Here is a 22,737-nt window from a genome sequence, read left to right on the forward strand (position 1 = left end):
GCGCAGCAGCTCATGGTATTGCGCGGCCGGTATCCTGCCGTGATCCGATGCCGCTATCTTCTCGGCCGCCTGACTGATGCGGACCGTCCGCATTTCCAGGCGTTCGGCGACGGCGGGCGTGATGTTGTTGGCCTGCCTTGCATCGACTATGCCCTGGCGGACGCCTTGAACCTGTTGGATGAGTCCTTCGACGCGCGGCCCCGTAAAGTCGGTCGGATCGCCGGCGTCCAGAGCGCCTCTGTGATGGCCCGCGGCATAGGCGCCGGCAAGCGGAACGGCGATGAGGACCGCCGTGAGTGTTGCAGTTCTAAGCGAGGTGCTGGGAATAAAAGAGCGCATCGTTGCGTTCTCCTCCTGAAGAGGAAGGCGGCGATTGTCTCGCCTGCCCTCCGGCTGCGGGCCGTCCGGTTCCGTCGCGTCGCGATGGGGTTCATCGCCGGCGGTTCTCGGCCCAGGTGGGGAAGCTAGGACCGCAATTCGACGATGTGTAATTAAAAAAAGATAATCTTTTCAGGCCTTGCCGGCCTTGCTCTACGCCCTAGAGTTGAGCCGGCGAACAAATTCGCGTGATGCCGCGTGATGATGGATCAACGTTCGGTGAGCTTCAGTTCAATACGCCGGTTCTTGTTGCGCGCCTCTTCGGTGTCGGCGGGGTCGAGCGGCTGGAACTCGCCGAAGCCGGCGGCGACCAGGCGGTTGGCCGGCACGCCGTTCTCGATCAGGAACTTCACCACCGAGGTCGAACGCGCCGTCGACAGCTCCCAGTTGTCGCGGTAGCGGCCGGTGCCGGAGAGCGGCTTGTTGTCGGTATGGCCGTCGACGCGCAGCACCCAGTTGATCTCGGGCGGGATTTCCTTCTGCAATTCGATGATGGCGTCGGCAAGTTTCTTCATCTCCACCTTGCCGGCATCGTTGATCACTTCGGAGCCGGTCGGGAACAGCACTTCGGACTGGAAGACGAAGCGGTCGCCGACGATGCGGATGTTCTCGCGGTCGGCGAGGATCTCGCGCAAGCGGCCGAAGAAGTCGGAGCGGTAGCGGTTCAATTCCTGGACGCGCTGCGCCAGTGCGACGTTCAGGCGGCGGCCGAGATCGGCGATCTTGGTGTTGGAATCACGATCGCGGGTTTCGGAGACGTTGAGCGCATCCTCGAGCGCACCGATCTGCTTGCGCAGTGCTGCAATCTGCTGGTTGAGAATCTCGACCTGGCTCAGCGCCTGCTGACTGATCTGGCGCTGGCTGTCGAGTTCGCCCGAAAGTGCTACGGCACGCTGGTTGGCGGCGTCTCCGGCGCCGGCACCTTGCGCCAGCAATTGTTCGAGCCGGCTCTTTTCCGCTTCCGCCGCCGACAGCGAAGCCTGCAGATTGGCGAGCGAATCTTCCTTGTCCTGTGCCGTCGAGCGCTCCAGCGCCAGAAGCTGGGTCAACTCGTTGATCTGCGAATTGAGTCGCGAGAGCGCCGTGTCCTTGCCGGAGATTTCGCGGCCCAGCAGGAACTGCGCCAGCACGAAGACGGTGAGCAGGAACATGATCGCCAGAAGCAGCGTCGACAGCGCGTCGACGAAGCCCGGCCAGTAATCGATGCGGCGATCGGTGCGCCGTCCACGCGCCAGCGCCACGTCAATGCACCCCGGGCTTCTTCAGGGCGTCGGCAATCTTTTCCAGCGTGTTGCGCATCGCCTTCTGCTCGTCGGACTGGGCCTCGACCCAGTCGCGCATGATCTGCTGCTCCGAGCGCATGTTCTTGACCAGGCCGGAAATGCCGTCGGCGAGATTGGCCATGGCGGTGGCGACGCGCGGATTGGAGCCGCCGCCATTCTCCTGCATGCTGCGCAGCCTTTCCGACAAGACCCGGATCTCGTCCGAGGATTCGGTCTTGGCCTGGTCGGAGACGACGATGTCGGACGACAGATCGGTGACCGAGGACAGCCAGTTTTCCAGTTCGGTGTAGAAGCGCGTCTGGGCGCGGCCGGCCTGCAGGTCGAGGAAGCCGAGCACCAGCGAGCCGGACAGGCCGAACAGCGAGGACGAGAAGGCCGTGCCCATGCCGGCCAGCGGCGCCGAAAGGCCTTGCTTCAGCGAATCGAGCACCGCAGCGGCATCGCCCGTACCTGGATCGAGCGATTCGATGGTCTCACGGATCGAGGCGATGGTGTTCAACAGACCCCAGAAGGTGCCGAGCAGGCCGAGGAACACCAGCAGGCCGACGAGATAGCGCGACGTGTCACGGCTTTCGTCGAGCCGCGTGGCAATGGAATCGAGCATGGTGCGCATTGAACTGGTCGAGAAGGCCGTCGCCGAGGAGCGGCCGATCATCGCCTTCATCGGCGCCAGCAGCACCGGTTCGGTGGTCTCCGAGCCGGCACGGAACGAATTCACCCAGCGCACTTCGCGAAACAGCCGTCCGACCTGAGCGAAGGCCAAGAGGATGCCGACCACCAACACGCCGACGATCAGGCCGTTGAGGCCGGGATTGCTGCCAAAGGCGGTCGAGATCTGGCGGGTCAGGATGGCGGCTATGAAGGCGACGATGACCAGGAAGATCATCATGGTCAGCAGAAAGACCTGCGGGCTCGACAGTTTATGCGGATCGTAGATCAGGACATCAGAGCGTCTGCCCATGCCGAAGGATCTGAGAAAAGCCATCCGTGCCCCGTTTCCGATGCCGCCGCCGATCACGTAGACCGCGACTCTAAACGGAATTGTGACCAAATTGAATGGCGCTTGGCAATATTGCCGCGTCTATAAGCCTGTGTCAGAGGCGATTGATGACCAGACAGTCGACCATGGCGGCCAGATGCAGGCCGGCGCCGGTGACGACGAAGCCGTGCCACAGCGCATTGTGGAAGCGCAATCCCTTCCAGGCAAAGAAGATGACGCCGCAGGAATAGACGATGCCGCCGGCAACGATCAGCGCGATCGACGTCGTCGGCAGGGTCTGGACAAGCGGCTTTACCAGGACGATGCCGCTCCAGCCGATGGCGAGATAGAAGACGATCGCCAGCCGGTCGAAACGGCCGGGAAAAAACACCTTGATGGCGATGCCCAGCGCTGCAGCGGCCCAGACGAGGACAATCATCCAGTGCGCCAGCGGCGAGCCTTCGAGCTGAGCCAGGAAAGGCGTGTAGGTCGCGGCGATCAGGAGATAGATCGCGGCATGGTCGAAGCGCCGCAGGATCCATTTCGCCGGCGACGACACCGGCCACAAATTGTAGGTCAGCGACACCGACAGCACGGTGAGCAGCGAAACCACATAGAAGGCAGCGGCGATGTATTCGCCCGGCCCGACGCGAAACGCCGCTAGCGCCAGCAGCGCCGAACCCGCCGAGATCGCCAGCACGATGCCGACCGCATGGACGATGCCGTCGGCGATCATCTCGGCACGCGAATAGTGCCAGCGTCCGATGAACGGGATGTCGTGGTGGGGCTTGATGTCGTTCACTGCCGGGTTCCTGCGCCGCGCACTATGATCTGGGCGCTTGCCGGGCAGTATTTCAAGCTTCCATTGCGGTTTTGCGACTGCGGCGCATCAGCGCGGCGTGTCAGTCAGCGTGCCGAGAGCGGCTTCTTCACGGCCTTCAGCAAAGCGCGCTGGATGACCTCGTTGCCGGCGACCACCGAGCCGTTGTCGAGCATGTCCTGACCACCGTCCATATCCGAAACGAAGCCACCCGCCTCGCGGATCAGTAGCAGGCCGGCGGCGACGTCCCAGGCCGACAGGCCGGTTTCCCAAAACCCGTCCATGCGGCCGGCGGCGACATAGGCGAGATCGAGCGAGACGGCCCCCAAGCGGCGCACGCCGGAGACCTCAGCCATGACGTTGCGCAGTTCGACGAGGAAATTGCCGTGGTGGCCGCGGCCGAGATGCGGCACGCCGCAACCGATCACCGTATCGACCAGCTTGATGCGGCCGGCGACGCGCAGCCGGCGGTCGTTCATGAAGGCGCCGCCGCCGCGTTCGGCGGTGTAGAGCTCGTCCATTGCCGGATTGTAGATGACGCCGGCAACGATCTGCCCCTGGCGTTCCAGGGCGATCGAAACGGCAAAGAGCGGGATGCCGTGCAGGAAATTGGTGGTGCCGTCGAGCGGGTCGACGATCCAGCGGTGCTGGCCGTCGTCGCCTTCGACCACGCCGCGCTCCTCCATCAGGAAAGCGTAGCCCGGCCGTGCCTTCGACAGTTCGGCAAAGACGATCTCCTCGGCCTTGCGGTCGGCCTGGCTGACATAGTCACCAGGGCCTTTCATCGAGACCTGCAGGTTCTGCACCTCGCCGAAGTCGCGCGACAGCGAGCGGCCGGCTTTCATTGCGGCCTGGACCATGACGTTGAGAAGGGCTGAGCGTGCCATCGTGCTTCTTCCTGCTGCTGCGCTTCAAGCGCTGTCTTGATGCATGTCGGTGACCCAAAACCGGGGCCACTTTTGGGCGGCATGCATCAGTCTGCGCGGCGCACGTAAGTGATTTCGTTGGTGTCGACGATGATGCGTTCGCCGGCGCCGATGAACGGCGGTACCAGCACACGGATGCCGTTCTCCAGTACCGCCGGCTTGTAGGAGGACGCGGCCGTCTGACCCTTTACCACGGGATCGGCCTCGGTGATGGTCAGCGTCACATAGTCGGGCAGAGAAATGCCGATCGGCCTTTCTTCATAAAGCTGGACCGTGACCATCATGCCGTCCTGCAGGAAGGCGGCGCGATCGCCGACGAAGTCCTTCGCCAATTCGAGCTGCTCGTAGCTCTGGGTGTCCATGAACACCAGCGCGTCTTCCTGCGCGTAGAGGAAGGAAAAATCCTTGAGATCGAGCCGGATCTGCTCGACGGTCTCGGCCGAGCGGAAGCGCTCGTTGAGCTTGGTGCCGTTGATGAGGTTCTTCAGTTCGACCTGGTTGTAGGCGCCGCCCTTGCCTGGCTTGACGGTGTTGGTCCTGACCGCCACCCACAGGCCGCCGTCATGCTCGATGACGTAGCCGGGACGGATTTCGTTGCCATTGATCTTGGCCATAGTGATCTGATCCGGGAATGAGATGTTCGCTGGGAAAGCGATTTCGGGCTCCCAAGACCACAAATCGCCAGAAGAGGCAAGGGAGCGGGGCAGGCTGGGGCCAAGCGGCAGGGATGAAACACCCAGGCGGGGTCTGGAGATGCGGTGCCGAAGAAGGCCGGGTCAGGCATTCTGGTCGATGACCGCACCGACCGATTTGGCGATCGCATCGGCGACGCGCATCACGCCCTTCGGCAGATGCTGAGGGAGTAGATGCATGGGCATGAGGCCGAGCCCGTGACCCCGGTGCACCCACTCCATCTGCATGGCCGGGTCCTGGATTCCCGGTCAGGGCAGGCGGTTCGCCTTCTGCAGCGCCTGCTTGGTCTGGTCGTCATCCAACCCCTGCAGGAAGTCGTCCATCTGCGGGTCGATGAGACCGGCGCGGCGGGCGACGATGTACCAGGCCGCGGCGAGGACAAGATCCGGATCGGTGCCGATGCCTTGCATATAGAGCTTGGCAAGGCGGTTCTGCGCGGCGACATTGCCGCCCTCCGCCGCTCGCTTCATCCAGCCGAAGGCGGATTTCAGGTCACGGCCGCCACCGCGTCCCTCGATCATCCAGGCTGCGAGATCGATCTGCGCGGTGTCGTAATTCTGGCGTGCAGCCTGCGCCAGCAGGCGCCTTGCCTGCGCGTCGTCGCGCGGCTTGCCGCCGACGCCATTGGCATAGATCTGCGACATTGCATATTGCGCGTCGGCGAGGCCGGTGGCGGCGGCACGCTCGTAGTAGGAGACCGCCCTGGCGAGGCCGGCGTCGCCGGGGTCCTGCTGGACCAGCATCTGCCCGAAATTGAACTGCGCCAGCTGGTTGCCGGCTTCGGCGGCTGCCTGCATCAGCGCATAGGCCCCTTTCTCGTCCTTCTTGACGTACCGGCCATCGAGCAGCATCAGCGCGTATTGGAACTGCGATTCCGGCACACCCTGCTCGGCGGCAAGCGCGTACCATTTCGCCGCTTCCGCGGCATTGAGCGGTACTCCCAGCCCGCGCGACAGGATCTCGGCGACCAGCGTCTGCGCCGCCGGGTCGCCGTTTTGCGCGCGGATCAACGCGAGATTGTAGGCCGTCTTGTATAGCCCGCGCTGGAAAGCGCCATAGGCGGCGTCGGCAGGCTTTGCGCCGAAGCGATCGGGGTTGATGGCATCGGCCGATGGCAGCGGCGCCGGCTCGGCCGTGGTGGCGGGTTGCGGCAGCGGCTTGTCGATCGGCTTGTCCGTATGCACGCCGGCTTCCGGCTTGGGTTGCGGCAGCGGGATGTTCTCCGCGGCCGCTGCCTGGACCATGAGCACCGCAAGCAGAGCCTGGAGGGGAAGCGTCGCCGAAGGCACGTCAGTCCTCGAAACGCGGCGCGGTCTCGTCGAGCAGCGCGTTGGCGCTGGCGACCGCTGCCCTGGGGTCGGCGGCGTCGGCGAACACGGCGCTCGACAGTGCCACGAATTCGGCGCCGGTGGCGCCCACCGCTTCCACCGAGGCGATGTCGGATCCGGCCATGACGATGCAAGGGATCTGGATCATGTCGGCCCACCATTTGCCGAGCGACAGGTTGCGCGGGTGCGGTTCGGGCTTGTTGTCGTAGCCGAAGCGGCCGAAGAAGATGTAGTCGGGCCGTGTCTCGCCAAGCTCGAGCGCGTCGTCACGTGTCTTGGCGCCGCCGGCGCCGACCATCATCTTTGCCTGGAAATGTTCGATCGTCTCGGCGAGTTCGGCCTTGGAGACCTCGACATGGATGCCGTCGGCCTGGACGCGACCGGCTATGCGGGTATCGCCGGCGATGACGACAGCGACGCCCGCGGCCTGCGCGGCCGGCACGATCTGTTCGGCGAAAGCCTGGAAGGAGCCCTCGTCCATGCCGTTCTCCGGCAGGATCAGCGAGGCGACATCGCCGCCTTCGAATGCCGCGGCGATACGGGCCGCCGGCACGCCGGGCGGCGCGATCAGCACGATGCGACAGCGGTTGGGGGGCGTTGCGTCATTCATGGTTCTTCGATCCCGCGTTTCGCCTATGCCGGGCGAAGATGGTTGGATTGCGGCATAGAGCAAAGTGCCCGCTTTGAACAGGCGGGCAGCCGGGATCGCGATTGTGACCCGCCGGGCCGCCGGCGGGCCTGTGTCACTTGATCGGGTGCGGGCTCGCGACGGGCGCCTTCGACTTCCAGAGCGTCCAGCCGAGATTCATGCCGGCGGCGGCGATCAGGATGGCGGTGGCGCCGACAATCTGGCTCAGATGCAGCCGATGGCCGAAGGCCACGACATCGACCAGGATCGCCACCACCGGGTAGATGAAGGACAGCGACCCCTGCAGATGCGTCGGCAGCTTCTGGATGGCGCCGTACATCAGGATGTACATCAGGCCGGTGTGGACGATGCCGAGCGTCGCCAGCATGGCCCAGCTCCACGCATCGGCGGGAAGCTGGGAAAGATTTGCGAAGGGCGCCAACATGACGACGCCGACGCAGACCTGGATCAGCGCGATCAGGTGCGGCGGCGTGCCCTTGAGCTTCTTGGTGACGATGGCGGCGACGGCCCAGAAGAAAGCCGCGCCCAACGCCATGACGATGCCGGTAAAGTAATCGGTGCCGACATCGCCGGCATCAGGGGCGGCCTGCACGATCAGCACCATGCCGGCGAAGGCGATGGCCAGCCAGGTCAGCTTGGTCAGGGTCAGTCGCTCGGCGAAGAACAGTGCGCCGAAGCCGACCAGCATGAAGGGCTGCGTGTTGTAGACGGCGGTGGCGATCGAGATCGACGCGCGCGAGAACGCGCTGAACAGCAGCAGCCAGTTGACGACGATGGCGACGCCGCCGAGCGCGGCGAAGCCGATGATGCGCAGCGACAAGCTGTTGCGCAGCAACCCCAGCCCGGCGCAGATGACAAGCAGCGTCAGCGCGCCGAACGCGCAACGCCAGAACACCACGTCCATGATCGGCTGGCCGGACATGACGACGAACCATCCGATCGTCCCCAGGATCGCCATTGCGGCGGACATTTCGACCGTACCGCGCACTGTATCGTTCACGACAAACCTCCGAACCCGTTGAGCCGGTATAATCTCATGCGGCAACGAAGCTTTCCATCTGATGAGAAAGGTAGTATAGACGATTGACCTAATTATATTAGGCCTCGCCTCCAAATTTGCGGGAAATGTAAAATGCTTGACGATCTCGACCGACGCCTCCTCGAAATTCTGATCAAGGACGCGCGGACTTCGCTGAAGGAATTGGCTGCCCAAGTTGGGCTGTCATCGCCGAGCGTCTCGGAACGGCTTCGACGGCTCGAGGAACGCGGCGTCATCCGGGCGTTCACCGTCGAGATCGATCCGCTGGCGCTAGGCTATACGTTGCAGGCCATCGTGCGCATCCGGCCTTTGCCGGGCAAGCTGCACATCGTCCAGAAGCTGATCGAGGAGATCCCCGAATTTGGCGAATGCGACAAGGTGACGGGCGATGACTGCTTCGTCGCCCGGCTGTTCGTGCGCTCGATCGGCGATCTCGACGGCATTCTCGACCGCATCGCCGACAAGGCTGAGACGAGCACCGCCATCATCAAGGCGCAGCCGATCCGGCGGCGGCCGCCACCTCTCGACGTAACCGCCCCGCGTGACAAGGCAAAGATCTTGCAGGCTTCCTGATCGACGCCGGGTGAAACGCCGGCGGTCGGTGCGGTATATTTGCTGTCGCTCCGCTGGGGAATCTGGGCTATTCAGACGTCGATACGCTTTCCCTCCAGCCCAGCCCCTCCCCATGTCAGGCCTGCTTCTCGAACCGTGGTTCTACGCGGCCGCCATTCCGGCGGTCATTCTGGTCGGCCTGTCCAAGGGCGGCTTCGGCGGCGCCGTTGGTTTCGTCGGCGTGCCCTTGATGGCGCTGACCATGCCGCCGGTGCAGGCGGCGGCGATCCTCCTGCCGATCCTGTGCCTGATGGACATCGTGTCGGTGTGGACATGGTGGGGTGTCTACGACCGCAAGATGCTGGTCGACATGATGCCGGGCGCGGTCGTCGGCATCGGACTCGGCTGGCTGACGGCAGCACTGGTCACCGAGGAGGCGGTACGGCTGATCGTCGGCGCCGTCGCCATCATCTTCGTCCTGCGCTGGCTCTATCTGCAGTTTCGCCATGGCGCCGACCACGCGGTCGCGCCCAATCGCGTCGCTGCTGCCATCTGGGGAACGGTCGCCGGCTTCACCAGCTTCGTCGCCCATGTCGGCGGCCCGCCGTTCCAGGTCTATGCCTTGCCGATCCGGCTCGATCCCAAAATTCTGTCGGGCACCGCGGCGATCTTCTTTGCCGCAACCAATGCGCTGAAGCTCATTCCCTATTTCGCGCTCGGCCAGTTCGACACCGCCAATCTGACGGCTTCGGCGGTGCTGATGCCGCTGGCGCCGCTCTCGACCGTCGCCGGCGCCTGGCTGGTGCGGCGCATGCGCCAGGAAACCTTCTATCCCTTCACCTACGCTACCGTGGCGGTGGTGGCGCTAAAGCTACTGTGGGACGGCATCGCCGGCCTCATGTAGAGGGGGCGGTCGTGCAGCCGCCCGCATCATCTCGGCGGTGTCAGGCGGCGCTCGGCACGAGGCGACGGTCGACGCCAAGGGCCAGTGTGGCGCCGACCACGACGACCAGCACCATGCCAGCAAGAATGCCGATGTCATGCACAGTCGGCTTGAGCACCATGTCGGCGATGACTACCAGCATCACTGCGTAGTCGAAGCGTGCGGCGCTCATCATGCGCTGGCCGATGGCCAGAACAGCAGGCGTGATACCGTCCTTGGCGATCATCGCTCCCATGCGCTCGCCCGTTGGCTTGAAGATGAACATGCCGATCGAAAAGGTCGTCGCGTAGCCGACCAGACCGATGATGATCCATAGATCCGAGAAGCCAACCCAGAAACTGCACATGATGAGGCCGAAGATCAGGGTCAGCATCGACATCGGCGCGAAGAAACGGCCACCCAACTGCCCGCTGGCGCGCATCGCCTGCAACTTTTCCTCGATGTTGCCGGCGCGCTCGGCAAGCACGCCGAGGAGGAACAACACGAAGCCGCCTCCGACCCATAGAATGGCCGTGACGACATGGAGGAATTTTACGATCGAGTACCAGTCCATGGTTGCTCCCGGAGTGTTCTGGAGGGGATGCGGCAGGGGYGATTTGCGCCGGCCGTCAGACGAGCGAGCGTTTAGCGCCGCGCCTGTTTCGGAACGATGTCGCGAAAAGCCGGTTCTGTTTCAGTTTGCAGCCAGCACACGAAGCCACTGAGATGGTGAATGCGCTTCCTGGTTTTCTGCTATTGGGAGAAGTGTCGGGAGGGGTTGGCGCGACATCGTCTGGAAACAGTGCCGATGCTAGTGCGCCAATGCCGGGAGCCCGGTGGCGACAAGATTCGCCTGACAACAACCCATTCCCGCACACGGGAAGAGGCATTCGAGGGGACATTATGCAAGGGGTAGCACGGAATTTCTTCACGCTGGCCATCATCTATTCGCTGTGCGGGATGGCGCTCGGCCTGCACATGGCGATCAGTCAGGACCATAGCCAGATGCCGACCCACGCCCACACGATGGTGGCCGGATGGCTGATGTCGGCGGTCTTCGCCTTCTTCTACCATCTATTTCCGGCAGTCGGACAAAAGATGCTCGCCACGATCCATTTCTGGCTGACGGCAATCAGCGGCATCGGCCTGTTGATCGGTCTCTATTTCCTGCTTGCCGGCAATGCCGCGATCGAACCGCTGGTCGGGATTTCTTCGATGGGCTTCTACGCGGCCATGCTGCTGTTTGCCTTCATCGCCTTGCCGGCCGTCTGGAAGAAAGCCTGAGCCGAGAGCCTGTCCGGAARCTCTACTCTGGCGGCCATCTGATGGGGTTTTCTGCGCCTCCGGTGCTCACGGACCAAATGTCCGCTCCGCTCCGGTTCTCGAAACCACCGCCATGTGACTCGCCAGAGCGAATTTCGAAACGGACTCTGGAGGTGAGGTTCGGGCTGTGCTGTTACGGCACAGGACAGCGGCGTTGGATCAAAAAACACGCGCGCCGTTAAGGCTTCATTAAGCTTTACAGGTGTTTACTATGTCCATCCAGTGATCTGGATTCTTACCGAGTGGTTGGAGCCACTTTGTTTGACGCCTCCCTGTTAAACTCCTGAGAGCCGCCTTATCCGCGGCTCTTTTTTTGTCTGGATTCCGGGGGCGTCCGATGTCGGCTCGCCGTTAACCTTCTGTTAAACATGTGCTTGCCATCGCGGGTGACGAAGCGCATTTTGAAGCTTCAGTCATATAGGCTGCCGGGTGTATCGGCAGTGAGCCGAATCAGCCGGCTGTAGGTGCAGGGGCGTAGCAATGAACGAGCCTTCGACGGGCAGTGCGAAAACCGTCAAGCTGGCGGAGCGCCGGGTTTTCACGCAATCCTTCAAGCCGCTTTACCAGGAAGGTATGGGCCTGGTCGAACAGGCGGCGGAGTATCTCGACGGCAAGGGCCGGGCCGAGGCAAAGAAATTGTCCAGGCTGGGGGCCACGCTCTATGCGGCCGAATCGATGCGGCTGACCACAAGGCTGATGCAGGTTGCCTCGTGGCTGCTTTTGCAGCGCGCCGCGAATTCCGGTGAGATGACCCGCGACCAGGTTGCGTCTGAGAAGTCCAAGGTGCGCCTTGACACCGCTTCCGCCCATGACGAAGCCGCGGGCTGGGCCGAACTGCCCGAGGATTTCCTCGACCTCGTCACCCGCTCGCTGCGCCTGCAGGCGCTGGTGCGCCGCATGGACGAGGAGATCTACGGCTCCGACGCCGTGGTCGACATGCAACCGGCGGCCCGCCGCCCCAATCCGGTTTCCGACCAGATCAGCCTGCTGAACACGGCTTTCGCTCGCGGCTAAACCTGGGCGGCGCCATTCGTTTCCGGTTTGTTCACATTTCGCTGGCATCGCTGTCCGTCGGAGGTAGACTGGCAGCATGGGGGAAGCGATTCGCATCATCGGTATCGATCCGGGGCTCAGGCGTACCGGTTGGGGCATCGTCGAGAGCCTCGGCAATTCGCTGCGCTTCGTTGCCTCAGGCACCGTGCGTTCCGACGACAAGGCGGCTCTGGCGACGCGGCTTTGCCAATTGCATGACGGGCTCGCCGAAATCCTGCACACCGCCATGCCGCACGAGGCAGCGGTCGAACAGACCTTCGTCAACAAGGACGCGGTGGCGACACTGAAGCTCGGCCAGGCGCGTGGCATCGCCATGCTGGTGCCGGCGCGCGCTGGTCTCGTCGTCGCCGAATATGCGCCCAACGCCGTCAAGAAGGCGGTGATCGGTGTCGGCCATGGCGACAAGAAACAGATCCACATGATGGTGAAGGTGCTTTTGCCAAAGGCCACCTTCGATACCGAACACGCCGCCGACGCTCTCGCCATCGCCATCTGCCATGCGCATCACCGGCAAAGTGTCGCCTATCGGATGGCGCTCGCCGGGTAGCAATGTTCTTGACTTGTTCCCGTTCCTCCTGCGATAAGTAATACTTCAGAGGTATTACCATGCGCGTGACCACCAAGGGGCAAGTCACAATCCCCAAACAGATAAGAGACCATCTGGGAATCGGCCCGGGCTCCGAGGTGGAGTTCGTGGCCACCGACGAGGGCGCTCGTCTTGTCGCCGTCAACGAAAACCTGTCCGAGGAAGAGGCATCCCGCAGGTTCAGTGATGTGCTTGACCGGATGGAGGGGACTCTGGATCTGGGGGGCATGACGACCGACGAATACATGGACTGGTTGAGGGGGCCGCGTGAAGATCTCGACGTTGATTGACACAAATGTCCTGATCGACGTCTGGGGACCGGCCGGACCGCTGACAAAATGGTCGGCATCGGCGATTGTTTCCTGTCGCCGCGATGGAGCCTTGCTGATCAATACGATCATCTGGTCCGAGCTCGCGCCGCTGATAGCGACAGAGACAGCGCTTCGAAAAGCAGTCGACATGCTTGAGATGGATCGTGAGTTCCTGCCTTGGGACGCGGCATTCCTTGCAGGCGTTACGCATTCCCGCTATCGCCGTGCTGGCGGGGTTCGCGAGCGGACGTTGCCAGACTTTTTCATCGGAGCCCATGCGACCGTTGCCGGACATCGTCTGCTGACCCGCGACGCTGCCCGCTATCGCAGTTACTTCCCGGATCTCGACATCATCTCTCCTCAAACGTACCCATGAGGGCCCATCTTCCATGAAAGATCTGGCATGATCGGCAAACTCAAGGGCACGCTGGACGAAATCGACGAGGATCATTGCCTCGTCGATATCCACGGTGTCGGCTATGTCGCCTATTGCTCGGCGCGTACGCTGGCCGCATTGCCGGCGCCGGGCGAAGCGGTGGTGCTGTTCATCGAGACCTATGTGCGCGAGGACATGCTGCGGCTCTACGGCTTCCAGTCGCAGCTGGAGCGCGAATGGTTCCGGCTGCTGATGAACAATGTGCCAGGCGTCGGCGCCAAGGTGGCGCTGGCCATCCTGTCGACATTGGCGCCGGCCGATCTCGCCAACGCCATTGCGCTGCGCGACATCGCCATGGTCTCTCGTGCGCCTGGCGTCGGCAAGAAGGTGGCCGAGCGCATCGTCACCGAGTTGAAGAACAAGGCGCCGGCCTATGCGGGCACCGCCTCGGGCACCATCGGCTTGAAGCAGGAACTCGGCGAAGGCGTTGCTCCGGCGCCGATCACCGACGCCGTCTCGGCGCTGGTCAATCTCGGCTATTCGCGCGACACAGCCGCCAATGCGGTGGCGGCGGCGCTCAAGACTGCGGGCGAGGATGCCGATGCACCGAAGCTGATCCGTTTCGGCCTGAAGGAACTGGCGCGGTGAGGCGTCGCTTGTTCAGGTCCTTGCCGCGTGCAAGGAAGGTGCCATGAGCCTGTCACCCCGTCTCATTACGCCCGAAAAACGCGGCGAGGATGCAGAGCAGACCTTGCGGCCGCAGACGCTTGACGATTTCGTCGGCCAGGCGGCGGTGCGGGCCAATCTCAAAGTGTTCATCGAAGCCGCCAAGGGCCGCAACGAAGCGCTCGACCATGTGCTGTTCGTCGGGCCGCCGGGTCTCGGCAAGACGACGCTGGCGCAGATCATGGCGCGCGAGCTCGGCGTCAATTTCCGCTCGACCTCCGGCCCGGTCATCGCCAAGGCCGGCGATCTCGCGGCCCTGCTCACCAATCTCGAAGAAGGCGACGTGCTGTTCATCGACGAGATCCACCGGCTGAGCCCGGCGGTGGAGGAAATCCTCTATCCGGCAATGGAGGATTTCCAGCTCGACCTGATCATCGGCGAGGGACCGGCGGYGCGCTCGGTCAAGATCGACCTTGCTCGCTTTACCCTGGTCGCCGCCACCACGCGGCTTGGCCTGCTGACCAATCCGCTGCGCGACCGATTCGGCATTCCGGTACGACTGAATTTCTATACGGTCGATGAACTGGAACAGATCGTCCGGCGTGGCGCCCGCATCCTGCAAATGCCGCTCGGCGACGATGGCGCGCTGGAGATCGCGCGGCGCGCACGCGGTACGCCCCGCATTGCCGGACGGCTGCTGCGCCGGGTGCGCGATTTCGCCTCGGTCGCCGGCGATGGCCATGTCGATCGCCAGATTGCCGATGAGGCGCTCACCCGGCTGGAGGTCGACGCGCTCGGCCTCGACGCCCTCGACCGCCGGTATCTGTCGATGATCGCCCGCAATTTCGGCGGCGGCCCGGTCGGCATCGAGACGATCGCAGCCGGCCTGTCCGAGCCGCGCGACGCCATCGAGGACATCATCGAGCCCTATCTGATCCAGCAGGGCTTCATCCAACGCACGCCGCGCGGCCGGATGCTGACGGCCAATGCCTGGCGGCACCTCGGCCTCGATGCGCCGAAGGATCTGGCGCAGCAGCAGATCAACCTGTTCCAGGAAGAGTAGCGGTCCGGACGATTGGACTGGGATCGGCGATCAAGGATCCGTGACCGTCCTTGCGCAAAATCTCCTCAGCTTCGCCGGTTTGCCGGCGCAATCATGGACTTTAACGCGGCCTTGGCGACTGTCGCCGCGATTTTGTCCCGGAGCCGAGCATGATAACCAGACGCGGGATCCTGCGCTTCGTCGGCGGGTCGTTTCTGTCGGTCGCCGCGCTCAGCGCCTATGCGGTCGGCATCGAACCGATGCTGCTGACGCATGTGAAGCGCTACACGCTGACCCCGCCGCATTGGCCGGCGGGATTGAAACTGCGCATCGTCGCGCTCGCCGACATCCATGCCTGCCGGCCGTGGATGACACCGGAGCGGATCGCTTCGCTTGTCGAAGACGCGAATGCGCAGCAAGCGGACCTGATCGTCCTGCTTGGCGACTACATCGCCGGCATGCCCCTGGTGACCGGGCCGGTGATGCCGTCACAATGGGCATCGGCGCTGTCGGGCCTCGAGGCACCCCTCGGGGTGCTGTCGATCCTTGGCAACCACGACTGGTGGGGCGATGGCTTCGCGCAGCGGGCCGGCGCCGGCCCGACCATAGCGCGTAAAGCCTTGGAGAAAGTCGGCATCCCGGTCCTGGAGAACGACGTCATGCGCCTGGAGAAGGACGGGCATGGCGTCTGGATCGCCGGGCTCGCCGATCAGCTGGCCCTGCTGCCGACCAGGGCTCGCGCCGGCTTCAAGGGGCTTGACGATCTTGACGGCACGCTCGCCAAAGTCAGTGATGCCTCGCCGGTCATCCTGCTCGCACATGAACCCGATATTTTTCCCACCGTACCGTCGCGGGTGTCGCTGACCCTGTCAGGCCACACCCATGGCGGACAGGTACGGCTGTTCGGCTACTCGCCGGTCGTGCCGTCGCGGTTCGGCAATCGCTATGCCTATGGCCATGTCGTCGAGAACGACGGCAATCTGATCGTCTCGGGCGGGCTTGGCTTCAGCATTGTGCCGGTGCGTTTCGGGATGCGCCCTGAAATCCTGTCGATCGACCTTGGCTGAGCGGTCAATGCAGGGCGCGGATCACATCCATCACCTCAGGCTCGGCTCTGTCGCCGTTGAAGGCATCGACGATGCCGAAGGCGCCGCCATAGCTCCACACCGACCATGAGAAGCCATGCGCTTCGGCTCGTGCGATCATGTCCCTGACATAGGCGGCGCGGTACGCGGCCGGCATCACATAGGCGTTGCCATATTCCTGGCGGATCATGCCGAATTCGCCCAGCGTGACGTTCTGCGGCTTGATGCCGTTTGCCTTCGCCCACGCCTCGACTTGTCTGAATGGCGCATCCATCAGGCCGAGCAGCTTGTCGGGGCTGTCCATGCTGGCGACCTGTTCGTCGAGATAGGCAAGCAGGCCGCTCCGCCGTGTCCACGGTGCCTCGGCCTTGATCCTGGCGCGGATGGTGTCGAGCGTCACCTCGAGCTGTGCCTGTGGCACCGCGGTCAGCGGAAAGGGCAGGCCGGTCACATAGGGGATGAAGTCGCCGGCCCAGGTCGCGCCCTGATGGGTGAGCAGGAACGGATCGTAGGAGTGGAAGGTCCAGATGACATTGTCGTCAGGGATCGTCTTCGGATCGATCTTCTGCAGTGAAGTCGCGGCCGAATAACAGGCGCCGGTCAGCACCAGGGTCAGTTTCGTCGCCGAGGAGCGCGCCGCCGCGAACAGCTTACGCTGGCGCTCCGGCCAGAGGCTGGTGCCGTCACTGTCGCAGTCGACGATCGGCTCGTTCATGGGCTCGAAGGCGACCTTTTCGGGGTCTTCGCCGGCCAGAGTGCGGGCCATCTCGCGCACCATGTCGACATAGGCGTCGAAGGTCCGCGGGTCGTCCATCACTTCGGCCATGCCGATCTTGCGGCTACCGCCGGCCGGGATCAGGTGCATGTCGACGATCACCTTCAGCCCGGCGCGGTTGATCATGCGCACCGAGTCCAGCACGCTGGCATAGAGGTCGTCGCGCAAGGCCACGGTCTGGCCGGAAAGGAAAGGCGACGGATCGACCGGCATGCGCAGGAAATCGAAGCCTGCCTCCTTAAGCGCCTTGAGATCGTCGTCCTTGAGGAATTTGCGCCATTCCGGATAGGGCAGGATCGCCTTGGCATCGCCCCACCGGTCCTCGCCCGGCCACGTCGTCCACTGGTCGAGGTTGAGGCCGCGCTTCATCGAGAAGGTGGCCGCCTGGCCGGGCAGCGACAGAGCCACCAGCACGAACAGCGCCGCCATCAAGGTCTTGATCATCGCCGTCAACAGTGCCATCCGATGCTATGTCGCGCGGAAAACACGTGCCCGGTCGGGACTGAAAAAGGAAGCGCAATGGACGATCATGGTGAATCGGCGGCGTTGCTGGCAGGGCTTTCCGGCGCGTTGACGGAATTCGGCCACCGGCTGATGGCGCGCGTCTATTACGCCGACACCGATTTCTCCGGCGTCGTCTACCATGCGCGCTATCTCGAATTCTTCGAACGCGGCCGCTCCGACTATCTCAGGCTGACCGGCGTGCACCACACCGAGCTCGCCGACGGCAAGCATGGCGAGAAGATCGTCTGGGTGGTGCGTCGCATGGAGATCAATTTTCGCGGCCCCGCCCGCATCGACGACATCCTGACGATCGAGACCCGCACCGAGGACATTTCCGGTGCGCGCATCTTCATGGCGCAGCAGCTCAAACGCGGCGACGAGGTGCTGGTCGAGGCCAAGGTCGAGGCGGCTATCATCGGCGAGAATGGCAGGCCAAGGCGCTTTCCGAGGGAATGGATGGCGGCGTTCATGCCGCGGGTGCGCTGATATTCAGGTGATGCCGGCCTGCAAACGGGGGTTTCCTGCGCTTCCGGTGCTCACGTACTTCAAGTACGCTCCGCTCCGGTTCTTTGCGATGGCGGGACGCGGCAATGCGCCGCGCCTTATGGACTAACCCATCCTTAACCATAACGGTTCATGAAGAGATTGGTGAAGTTTGGCGTTATCAAGCGCCTTCCTTTCACCAATATTTGCCCTGAAAAGGCCACCAACGGCACGGTTTGGGGTTGTTACGGTAGCTGCGTGCGAACCGACCACAAGGGATGCCAGGGGCCAGCCGCCAGCTTCGCCCGGAAAATCTTAAGGACGTAACGATGGAAAATATCGCACTCGCCGAACCGGGCGCGCAATTGTCGATTTGGGCGCTGTTCATGCAGGCCAGCTGGGTGGTCAAGCTGGTCATGATCGGTTTGCTCTGCGCGTCGGTCTGGACCTGGGCAATCATCGTCGACAAGTTGGTTGCCTATGCCCGCATGCGGCTGTCACTCAACCGGTTCGAGCAGGTGTTCTGGTCCGGGCAGTCGCTGGAGGAACTTTACCGCACGCTCGCCGACCGCAAGACCACCGGCATGGGCGCCATTTTCGTGGCGGCGATGCGAGAGTGGAAGAAAAGCTTCGAGAAAGGCGCCAAGTCGCCGCTCGGCCTGCAAACCCGCATCGACAAGGCGATGGACCTGGCGTTGACCCGCGAGATGGAAAAGCTGGAGGGGCGCCTCGGTTTCCTCGCCACCACCGGCTCAGCGGCACCCTTCATCGGCCTGTTCGGTACGGTCATCGGCATCATGACCTCGTTCCAGGCGATCGCCGGCTCCAAGAACACCAGTCTCGCGGTGGTCGCGCCCGGCATTGCCGAAGCGCTGCTGGCGACGGCCATCGGCCTGCTCGCCGCCATCCCCGCCGTCATCGCCTACAACAAACTGTCGTCCGACGCGAGCAAGATAGCGGTGCGCATGGAAGGGTTCTCCGACGAGTTCTCCGCCATACTCTCGCGCCAAATCGATGAAAAAGTGGCCCCCAAGGCCTGAGGAGTAACTGATGGGTATGTCCGTTGGCATGGGAGGACGCGGTGGGCGCGGCCACAGGCGGCGCGGCCGTCACCATGCACTGATGTCTGAGATCAACGTCACGCCGATGGTCGACGTGATGCTGGTGCTGCTGATCATCTTCATGGTCGCGGCACCGATGCTGACGGTCGGCGTGCCGATCGACCTGCCGGACACGCAGGCCAAGGCGATGAACGCCGACACGCAGCCGATCACCGTCTCGATCAACGCCGCCGGCCAGATCTATCTGCAGGAAACCGAGATCCCGATCGAGGAACTGGTGGCCAAGCTGCAGGCGATCTCGAAGACCGGCTATGAAGAGCGCATCTTCATCCGTGGCGACAAGACCACCGACTATGGCACGGCGATGAAGGTGATGGCCCGCATTTCGGCCGCTGGCTACAAGAATATCGGCCTGGTTTCACTGCAGGAACAGGATCAATAGACGCGAGATGAAGACCGGCCTCACCACATCGGTGATCTTGCATACGGCGGTGCTGGCCTTCGGCCTGTTCACGCTGTCGGCGCCGGCCGCACTCCCGTCCGCCGATGTCGAGTCGGTCGCGGTCGACATCGTGCCGATGGAAGCCATCGCGCAGACATTGCAGGGCGACAAGAAGGCCGTGATGCATGAAAAGCCGGCCCCTGTGCCGACCCAGCGCCCGGACATCGTGCCGGTATCGCAGAAGGTCGGCGAGAACAGCGTCGACACCGACAAGCCGGTAACGCCGGAGGCCAAGCCGAAGCCGGTCGACATGACATCGGCTCCGCCGCCGGCGCCGACCCCGATCGAAAAGCCGAAGCCCGAGGACGTGCCCAAGCCGCAGGAAAAGCCGAAGCCCATTCCGGCAACGGAAGTGGCGCCGGCGCCGACGCCCAAGGAAGAGGTGAAGCCCGAGCCGGTCAAGCAGGCGGACCCCAAGCCGACGCCGGCCAAGCCGGCGCCGACCCCGCCGCCGCAGGACAAGACCGCGGCCATCGATCCGACGCCCGAGGTCAAGCCTGACGCTGTCGCCGAAGCCATAGCCAAGGATCCGCCCACCGAAGAGACGCAACTGCCGAATTCGGCGCCCGCGCCGGAAGCGCGGCCGAAGCCGCAGCCGGCGCAGGCCGAAAGCGCCAAGGCGCCGGAACGCAAGGATGCCGACAAGCCGGTCAAGGAAGCCTCGTCGAAGCCGAAGTCCGAAGACAAGCAGTTCAACGCCGACGAAATCTCGGCTCTCCTCGACAAGCAGAAGCCGTCCGGCGGCGGCGCCAAGCGCTCGACCCAGCAGGCCTCGCTCGGCGGCGACAAGGATCAGGGCCAGAAGCTGTCGAAATCGGAAATGGGCGCCCTTGAAAGCCAGCTCGGCGGCTGCTGGACCCTTCCGGTTGGCCTTGAAGGTTCGGAAAACTTCGTCGTCGTCGTCCGCTTCAACCTGGACGCCTCCGGCAAGCTGGATGGCCGCCCGAATGTCGAAAAGTCGAGCGGAAACCGCCAGTTCGACGAAAGTGCCGTTCGCGCCGTGCAAAAATGCGATGTCACCGGCCTGCAGGTCCCCGCGGGCAAGCAGGACATCTGGGCCGACGTCCGCGTCACCTTCGATCCAAGGGAGATGCTGGGCCTGTAGGCCCGAGTATCCGAAAATCAGTACGAGAAGCGAGAAGACATGAAATCAATCCTCAAGCCGCTCCTGATGATCGCAGCTATGGCGATGGGCATGACTGCTGCCGGCACGTTGCCGGCCCTGGCGCTCGTCGAGCTCAACGTCAACAAGGGCAATGTCGAACCGCTGCCGATCGCCATCACCGATTTCCAGGGCGGCGACGCGCTTGGCGCCCAGATCTCCGAAATCGTCACCGCCGATCTGAAGCGCTCGGGACTGTTCGCGCCGATCGACAAGAGTGCCTTTATCGAGAAGATCTCCAATCCGGATGCAGCACCGCGCTTCGACGACTGGAAAGTGATCAATGCGCAGGCCCTGGTCACCGGCAGCGTCGGCAAGGAGGCTGACGGCCGCATTCGCGCCCAGTACCGGCTGTGGGACACCTTTGCCGGCCAGCAGATGTCCGGCGAGCAGTTCTTTGCCAACGACGCCAATACGAGGCGCGTCGCCCACATCATCGCCGACGCGATCTACGAACGCCTGACTGGCGAGAAGGGGTATTTCGACACCCGCGTCGTCTTCATCGACGAATCCGGCGCCAAGAACGCGCGCAAGAAGCGCCTCGCCATCATGGATCAGGACGGTGCCAACGTCCGCTATCTCTCCGACGGCAAGTCGATCGTGCTGACGCCGCGCTTCTCGCCGAACCGCCAGGAAATCACCTACATGTCCTATGAAAGCGGTCAGCCGCGGGTCTACCTGCTGCAGATCGAGACCGGCCAGCGCGAACTGGTGGGCAATTTTCCGGGCATGACCTTTGCGCCGCGCTTTTCACCCGACGGCCAGAAGGTGATCATGAGCCTGCTGCGCGACGACGGCAATTCCAATATCTTCGCCATGGACTTGCGGAGCCGTTCGACGACGCGGCTGACCAATTCGACCGCCATCGACACGTCGCCGTCCTATTCGCCCGACGGCAGCCAGGTGGTGTTCACCTCCGATCGCGGCGGGCGCGCCCAGATCTATGTGATGGGCGCCGATGGCTCGGGCCAGAACCGCATCTCCTTCGGCGACGGCGTCTATTCGACGCCGGTGTGGTCGCCGCGCGGCGATCTCATCGCCTTCACCAAACAGACAGGCGGCGAATTCCAGATCGGCGTCATGAAGACCGATGGCTCGGGCGAGCGGATCCTGTCGTCCGGTTTCCAGCAGGAAGGGCCGACCTGGGCGCCGAACGGCCGCGTGCTGATGTTCTTCCGGGATTCCGCCGGCGGACCGAAGCTGGTCTCGGTCGACCTCACCGGCCGCAATGAACAGTCGATCCCGACGACGAATTTTGCTTCGGACCCGGCTTGGTCGCCGTTGCTGGAATAATGCTGGGCTTGAGCATGCCTTGCTCCAGCATCCCGCGCGGCACTGCTGAAAGAGGCCCAACAGGGCCTCTTTTCACGTCACGGTCGCGTTTTGGCCGCATTTACGCCTACGGTCCGCGCGAAATGTGGCTTTGCCAAACGGCTGCGGACGGGCAGTCTAAACCAAATTTTAACCGTGTTTCTTGAATGCCGGTTAACCCAAACGTGGTTACTGGGTGATCAACGAAATCACTCGAAATGCGAAGGAGAGGCGGCATGGGCCGTATCGCAGCACTTACCAGAAATCCGGTCATGATCGCGCTGGTGGCGATGCTCGCCATCGCCGGTTGCGCCTCGAAGAAGACGCCTAACAATGCCGCCGACCTTGGCCTCAACGGCGCCGGCGCGGCAACGCCCGGCTCGGCGAAGGACTTTACCGTCAACATCGGCGACCGCATCTTCTTCGATACGGACTCGACCTCGATCCGTGCCGATGCGCAGACGACGCTTTCGCGCCAGGCGCARTGGCTGAACCAGTACAAGCAGTATGCCATCGTCATCGAAGGCCATGCCGATGAGCGCGGCACGCGCGAGTACAATCTGGCGCTCGGCGCCCGCCGCGCCGCCGCCACCCGCGACTTCCTCGTCGCAAAGGGCGTTTCGGCGAGCCGCCTGAAGACGATTTCCTACGGCAAGGAGCGTCCGGTCGCGGTGTGCGACGACATCTCCTGCTGGTCGCAGAATCGCCGCGCGGTCACCACGCTCAGCGGCGCCGGTTCCTGAGCCTTCGTGCTGCCGACCCGAGCGTCAAGGAGGCGCTACGGTCTAGCGGCAAAAATGCCACACACCCTTGCGAAAGGCGGCCCCAGGGCCGCCTTTTTCATATCCGGATGCCCGAAACAAAATTTGGCCGAAGTCTCGGCTCCTGCTATGAGCCGAGGGCGCTTGGCTGGTCCCACTCTGATTGG

The 22,737-nt window shown here is 63.4% G+C and carries 28 protein-coding genes; 16 read left to right on the plus strand and 12 right to left on the minus strand.

The genetic code is table 11. The features are described from left to right. The 10 genes from ACXJ7R_RS04975 to ACXJ7R_RS05020 all read right to left on the minus strand — a co-directional run. Window positions 1–339: hypothetical protein (locus ACXJ7R_RS04975; RefSeq protein WP_457150845.1), on the minus strand; the 339-nt coding region annotated here is incomplete at its 3' end. A 248-nt stretch (window positions 340–587) separates the two neighbouring features. After that, window positions 588–1,619 carry a peptidoglycan -binding protein gene (locus ACXJ7R_RS04980; RefSeq protein WP_095084236.1) on the minus strand — a complete coding sequence of 344 codons (1,032 nt, stop codon included), beginning with the start codon at window positions 1,617–1,619 and terminating at the stop codon, window positions 588–590. A 1-nt stretch (window position 1,620) separates the two neighbouring features. Beyond that, window positions 1,621–2,646, minus strand: a complete 1,026-nt coding sequence (locus tag ACXJ7R_RS04985) for a MotA/TolQ/ExbB proton channel family protein (RefSeq protein WP_095084237.1) — start codon at window positions 2,644–2,646, stop codon at window positions 1,621–1,623. A 109-nt stretch (window positions 2,647–2,755) separates the two neighbouring features. Continuing rightward, the gene (trhA, locus tag ACXJ7R_RS04990; protein WP_457150846.1) at window positions 2,756–3,442 is read right to left on the minus strand and encodes a PAQR family membrane homeostasis protein TrhA; all 687 of its coding nucleotides are present in this window, start codon (window positions 3,440–3,442) and stop codon (window positions 2,756–2,758) included. A gap of 104 nt (window positions 3,443–3,546) precedes the next feature. Next, window positions 3,547–4,347: an inositol monophosphatase family protein gene (locus ACXJ7R_RS04995; protein WP_457150847.1), complete on the minus strand. Its 801-nt coding sequence runs from the start codon at window positions 4,345–4,347 to the stop codon at window positions 3,547–3,549. 86 nt (window positions 4,348–4,433) lie between these two features. Next, a complete protein-coding gene (efp, locus tag ACXJ7R_RS05000; protein ID WP_095084240.1) occupies window positions 4,434–5,000 on the minus strand; it encodes an elongation factor P in 567 nt (188 codons plus the stop codon). A 162-nt stretch (window positions 5,001–5,162) separates the two neighbouring features. Continuing rightward, entirely contained in the window at window positions 5,163–5,306 is a 144-nt protein-coding gene (locus ACXJ7R_RS05005) for a hypothetical protein (protein ID WP_457150848.1), read from the minus strand. A gap of 21 nt (window positions 5,307–5,327) precedes the next feature. Beyond that, window positions 5,328–6,323: a tetratricopeptide repeat protein gene (locus tag ACXJ7R_RS05010; protein ID WP_457150849.1), complete on the minus strand. Its 996-nt coding sequence runs from the start codon at window positions 6,321–6,323 to the stop codon at window positions 5,328–5,330. A gap of 46 nt (window positions 6,324–6,369) precedes the next feature. Then, window positions 6,370–7,017, minus strand: a complete 648-nt coding sequence (locus ACXJ7R_RS05015) for a thiamine phosphate synthase (RefSeq protein WP_457150850.1) — start codon at window positions 7,015–7,017, stop codon at window positions 6,370–6,372. A 133-nt stretch (window positions 7,018–7,150) separates the two neighbouring features. Beyond that, the gene (locus ACXJ7R_RS05020; RefSeq protein ID WP_457150851.1) at window positions 7,151–8,056 is read right to left on the minus strand and encodes a DMT family transporter; all 906 of its coding nucleotides are present in this window, start codon (window positions 8,054–8,056) and stop codon (window positions 7,151–7,153) included. A 132-nt stretch (window positions 8,057–8,188) separates the two neighbouring features. Here ACXJ7R_RS05020 and ACXJ7R_RS05025 point away from each other — a divergent pair, with 132 nt between their 5' ends. Together ACXJ7R_RS05025 and ACXJ7R_RS05030 are read left to right on the plus strand one after the other, a co-directional pair. Next, window positions 8,189–8,668, plus strand: a complete 480-nt coding sequence (locus ACXJ7R_RS05025) for an Lrp/AsnC family transcriptional regulator (protein WP_457150852.1) — start codon at window positions 8,189–8,191, stop codon at window positions 8,666–8,668. A 112-nt stretch (window positions 8,669–8,780) separates the two neighbouring features. Next, window positions 8,781–9,551 carry a sulfite exporter TauE/SafE family protein gene (locus ACXJ7R_RS05030; RefSeq protein ID WP_457150853.1) on the plus strand — a complete coding sequence of 257 codons (771 nt, stop codon included), beginning with the start codon at window positions 8,781–8,783 and terminating at the stop codon, window positions 9,549–9,551. A gap of 40 nt (window positions 9,552–9,591) precedes the next feature. Here ACXJ7R_RS05030 and ACXJ7R_RS05035 read toward each other — a convergent pair whose 3' ends face one another. Then, the gene (locus tag ACXJ7R_RS05035; RefSeq protein WP_457150854.1) at window positions 9,592–10,143 is read right to left on the minus strand and encodes a DUF2269 family protein; all 552 of its coding nucleotides are present in this window, start codon (window positions 10,141–10,143) and stop codon (window positions 9,592–9,594) included. 329 nt (window positions 10,144–10,472) lie between these two features. Between ACXJ7R_RS05035 and ACXJ7R_RS05040 the strand changes: the two genes are divergently transcribed. From ACXJ7R_RS05040 to ACXJ7R_RS05075, 8 genes are all read left to right on the plus strand, one after another. After that, window positions 10,473–10,853, plus strand: coding sequence for a hypothetical protein (locus tag ACXJ7R_RS05040; RefSeq protein ID WP_457150855.1), 381 nt, complete (start codon window positions 10,473–10,475; stop codon window positions 10,851–10,853). Window positions 10,854–11,372: 519 nt separating this feature from the next. Beyond that, window positions 11,373–11,906, plus strand: a complete 534-nt coding sequence (gene rcdA, locus ACXJ7R_RS05045; protein ID WP_095089536.1) for a protease adaptor protein RcdA — start codon at window positions 11,373–11,375, stop codon at window positions 11,904–11,906. A gap of 76 nt (window positions 11,907–11,982) precedes the next feature. Further along, entirely contained in the window at window positions 11,983–12,492 is a 510-nt protein-coding gene (gene ruvC / locus ACXJ7R_RS05050) for a crossover junction endodeoxyribonuclease RuvC (RefSeq protein ID WP_095089535.1), read from the plus strand. 59 nt (window positions 12,493–12,551) lie between these two features. Then, the gene (locus ACXJ7R_RS05055; RefSeq protein WP_095089533.1) at window positions 12,552–12,821 is read left to right on the plus strand and encodes an AbrB/MazE/SpoVT family DNA-binding domain-containing protein; all 270 of its coding nucleotides are present in this window, start codon (window positions 12,552–12,554) and stop codon (window positions 12,819–12,821) included. Continuing rightward, window positions 12,799–13,218 carry a type II toxin-antitoxin system VapC family toxin gene (locus ACXJ7R_RS05060; protein WP_457150856.1) on the plus strand — a complete coding sequence of 140 codons (420 nt, stop codon included), beginning with the start codon at window positions 12,799–12,801 and terminating at the stop codon, window positions 13,216–13,218. Before ACXJ7R_RS05055 ends, ACXJ7R_RS05060 begins: the two co-directional genes overlap by 23 nt. Window positions 13,219–13,245: 27 nt before the next feature. Then, window positions 13,246–13,866, plus strand: coding sequence for a Holliday junction branch migration protein RuvA (gene ruvA, locus ACXJ7R_RS05065; protein ID WP_095089529.1), 621 nt, complete (start codon window positions 13,246–13,248; stop codon window positions 13,864–13,866). Window positions 13,867–13,909: 43 nt separating this feature from the next. Then, the gene (gene ruvB, locus ACXJ7R_RS05070; RefSeq protein WP_457150857.1) at window positions 13,910–14,947 is read left to right on the plus strand and encodes a Holliday junction branch migration DNA helicase RuvB; all 1,038 of its coding nucleotides are present in this window, start codon (window positions 13,910–13,912) and stop codon (window positions 14,945–14,947) included. A 149-nt stretch (window positions 14,948–15,096) separates the two neighbouring features. Further along, the gene (locus ACXJ7R_RS05075; protein ID WP_457150858.1) at window positions 15,097–15,993 is read left to right on the plus strand and encodes a metallophosphoesterase; all 897 of its coding nucleotides are present in this window, start codon (window positions 15,097–15,099) and stop codon (window positions 15,991–15,993) included. Between the two features lie 4 nt (window positions 15,994–15,997). On the opposite strand, the gene ACXJ7R_RS05080 is transcribed toward ACXJ7R_RS05075, so the two are convergent. Then, window positions 15,998–17,248 carry a glycoside hydrolase family 5 protein gene (locus ACXJ7R_RS05080; protein WP_457150859.1) on the minus strand — a complete coding sequence of 417 codons (1,251 nt, stop codon included), beginning with the start codon at window positions 17,246–17,248 and terminating at the stop codon, window positions 15,998–16,000. A 57-nt stretch (window positions 17,249–17,305) separates the two neighbouring features. Here ACXJ7R_RS05080 and ybgC point away from each other — a divergent pair, with 57 nt between their 5' ends. From ybgC to pal, 6 genes are all read left to right on the plus strand, one after another. Beyond that, window positions 17,306–17,776, plus strand: a complete 471-nt coding sequence (gene ybgC, locus ACXJ7R_RS05085) for a tol-pal system-associated acyl-CoA thioesterase (protein WP_095089521.1) — start codon at window positions 17,306–17,308, stop codon at window positions 17,774–17,776. Window positions 17,777–18,102: 326 nt separating this feature from the next. After that, window positions 18,103–18,813 carry a protein TolQ gene (gene tolQ / locus ACXJ7R_RS05090; RefSeq protein WP_095089519.1) on the plus strand — a complete coding sequence of 237 codons (711 nt, stop codon included), beginning with the start codon at window positions 18,103–18,105 and terminating at the stop codon, window positions 18,811–18,813. A 10-nt stretch (window positions 18,814–18,823) separates the two neighbouring features. Next, window positions 18,824–19,276, plus strand: a complete 453-nt coding sequence (gene tolR / locus ACXJ7R_RS05095; protein WP_457150860.1) for a protein TolR — start codon at window positions 18,824–18,826, stop codon at window positions 19,274–19,276. Between the two features lie 7 nt (window positions 19,277–19,283). After that, on the plus strand, window positions 19,284–20,441 hold the full coding sequence (locus tag ACXJ7R_RS05100) for a TonB family protein (RefSeq protein ID WP_095089515.1): 1,158 nt from the start codon (window positions 19,284–19,286) through the stop codon (window positions 20,439–20,441). Window positions 20,442–20,507: 66 nt separating this feature from the next. After that, window positions 20,508–21,791: a Tol-Pal system beta propeller repeat protein TolB gene (tolB, locus tag ACXJ7R_RS05105; RefSeq protein ID WP_245331229.1), complete on the plus strand. Its 1,284-nt coding sequence runs from the start codon at window positions 20,508–20,510 to the stop codon at window positions 21,789–21,791. Between the two features lie 254 nt (window positions 21,792–22,045). Further along, entirely contained in the window at window positions 22,046–22,552 is a 507-nt protein-coding gene (pal, locus tag ACXJ7R_RS05110) for a peptidoglycan-associated lipoprotein Pal (RefSeq protein ID WP_095089511.1), read from the plus strand. Window positions 22,553–22,737 lie beyond the last annotated feature (185 nt).

It is taken from the genome of Mesorhizobium sp. P5_C1, from assembly GCF_054049815.1.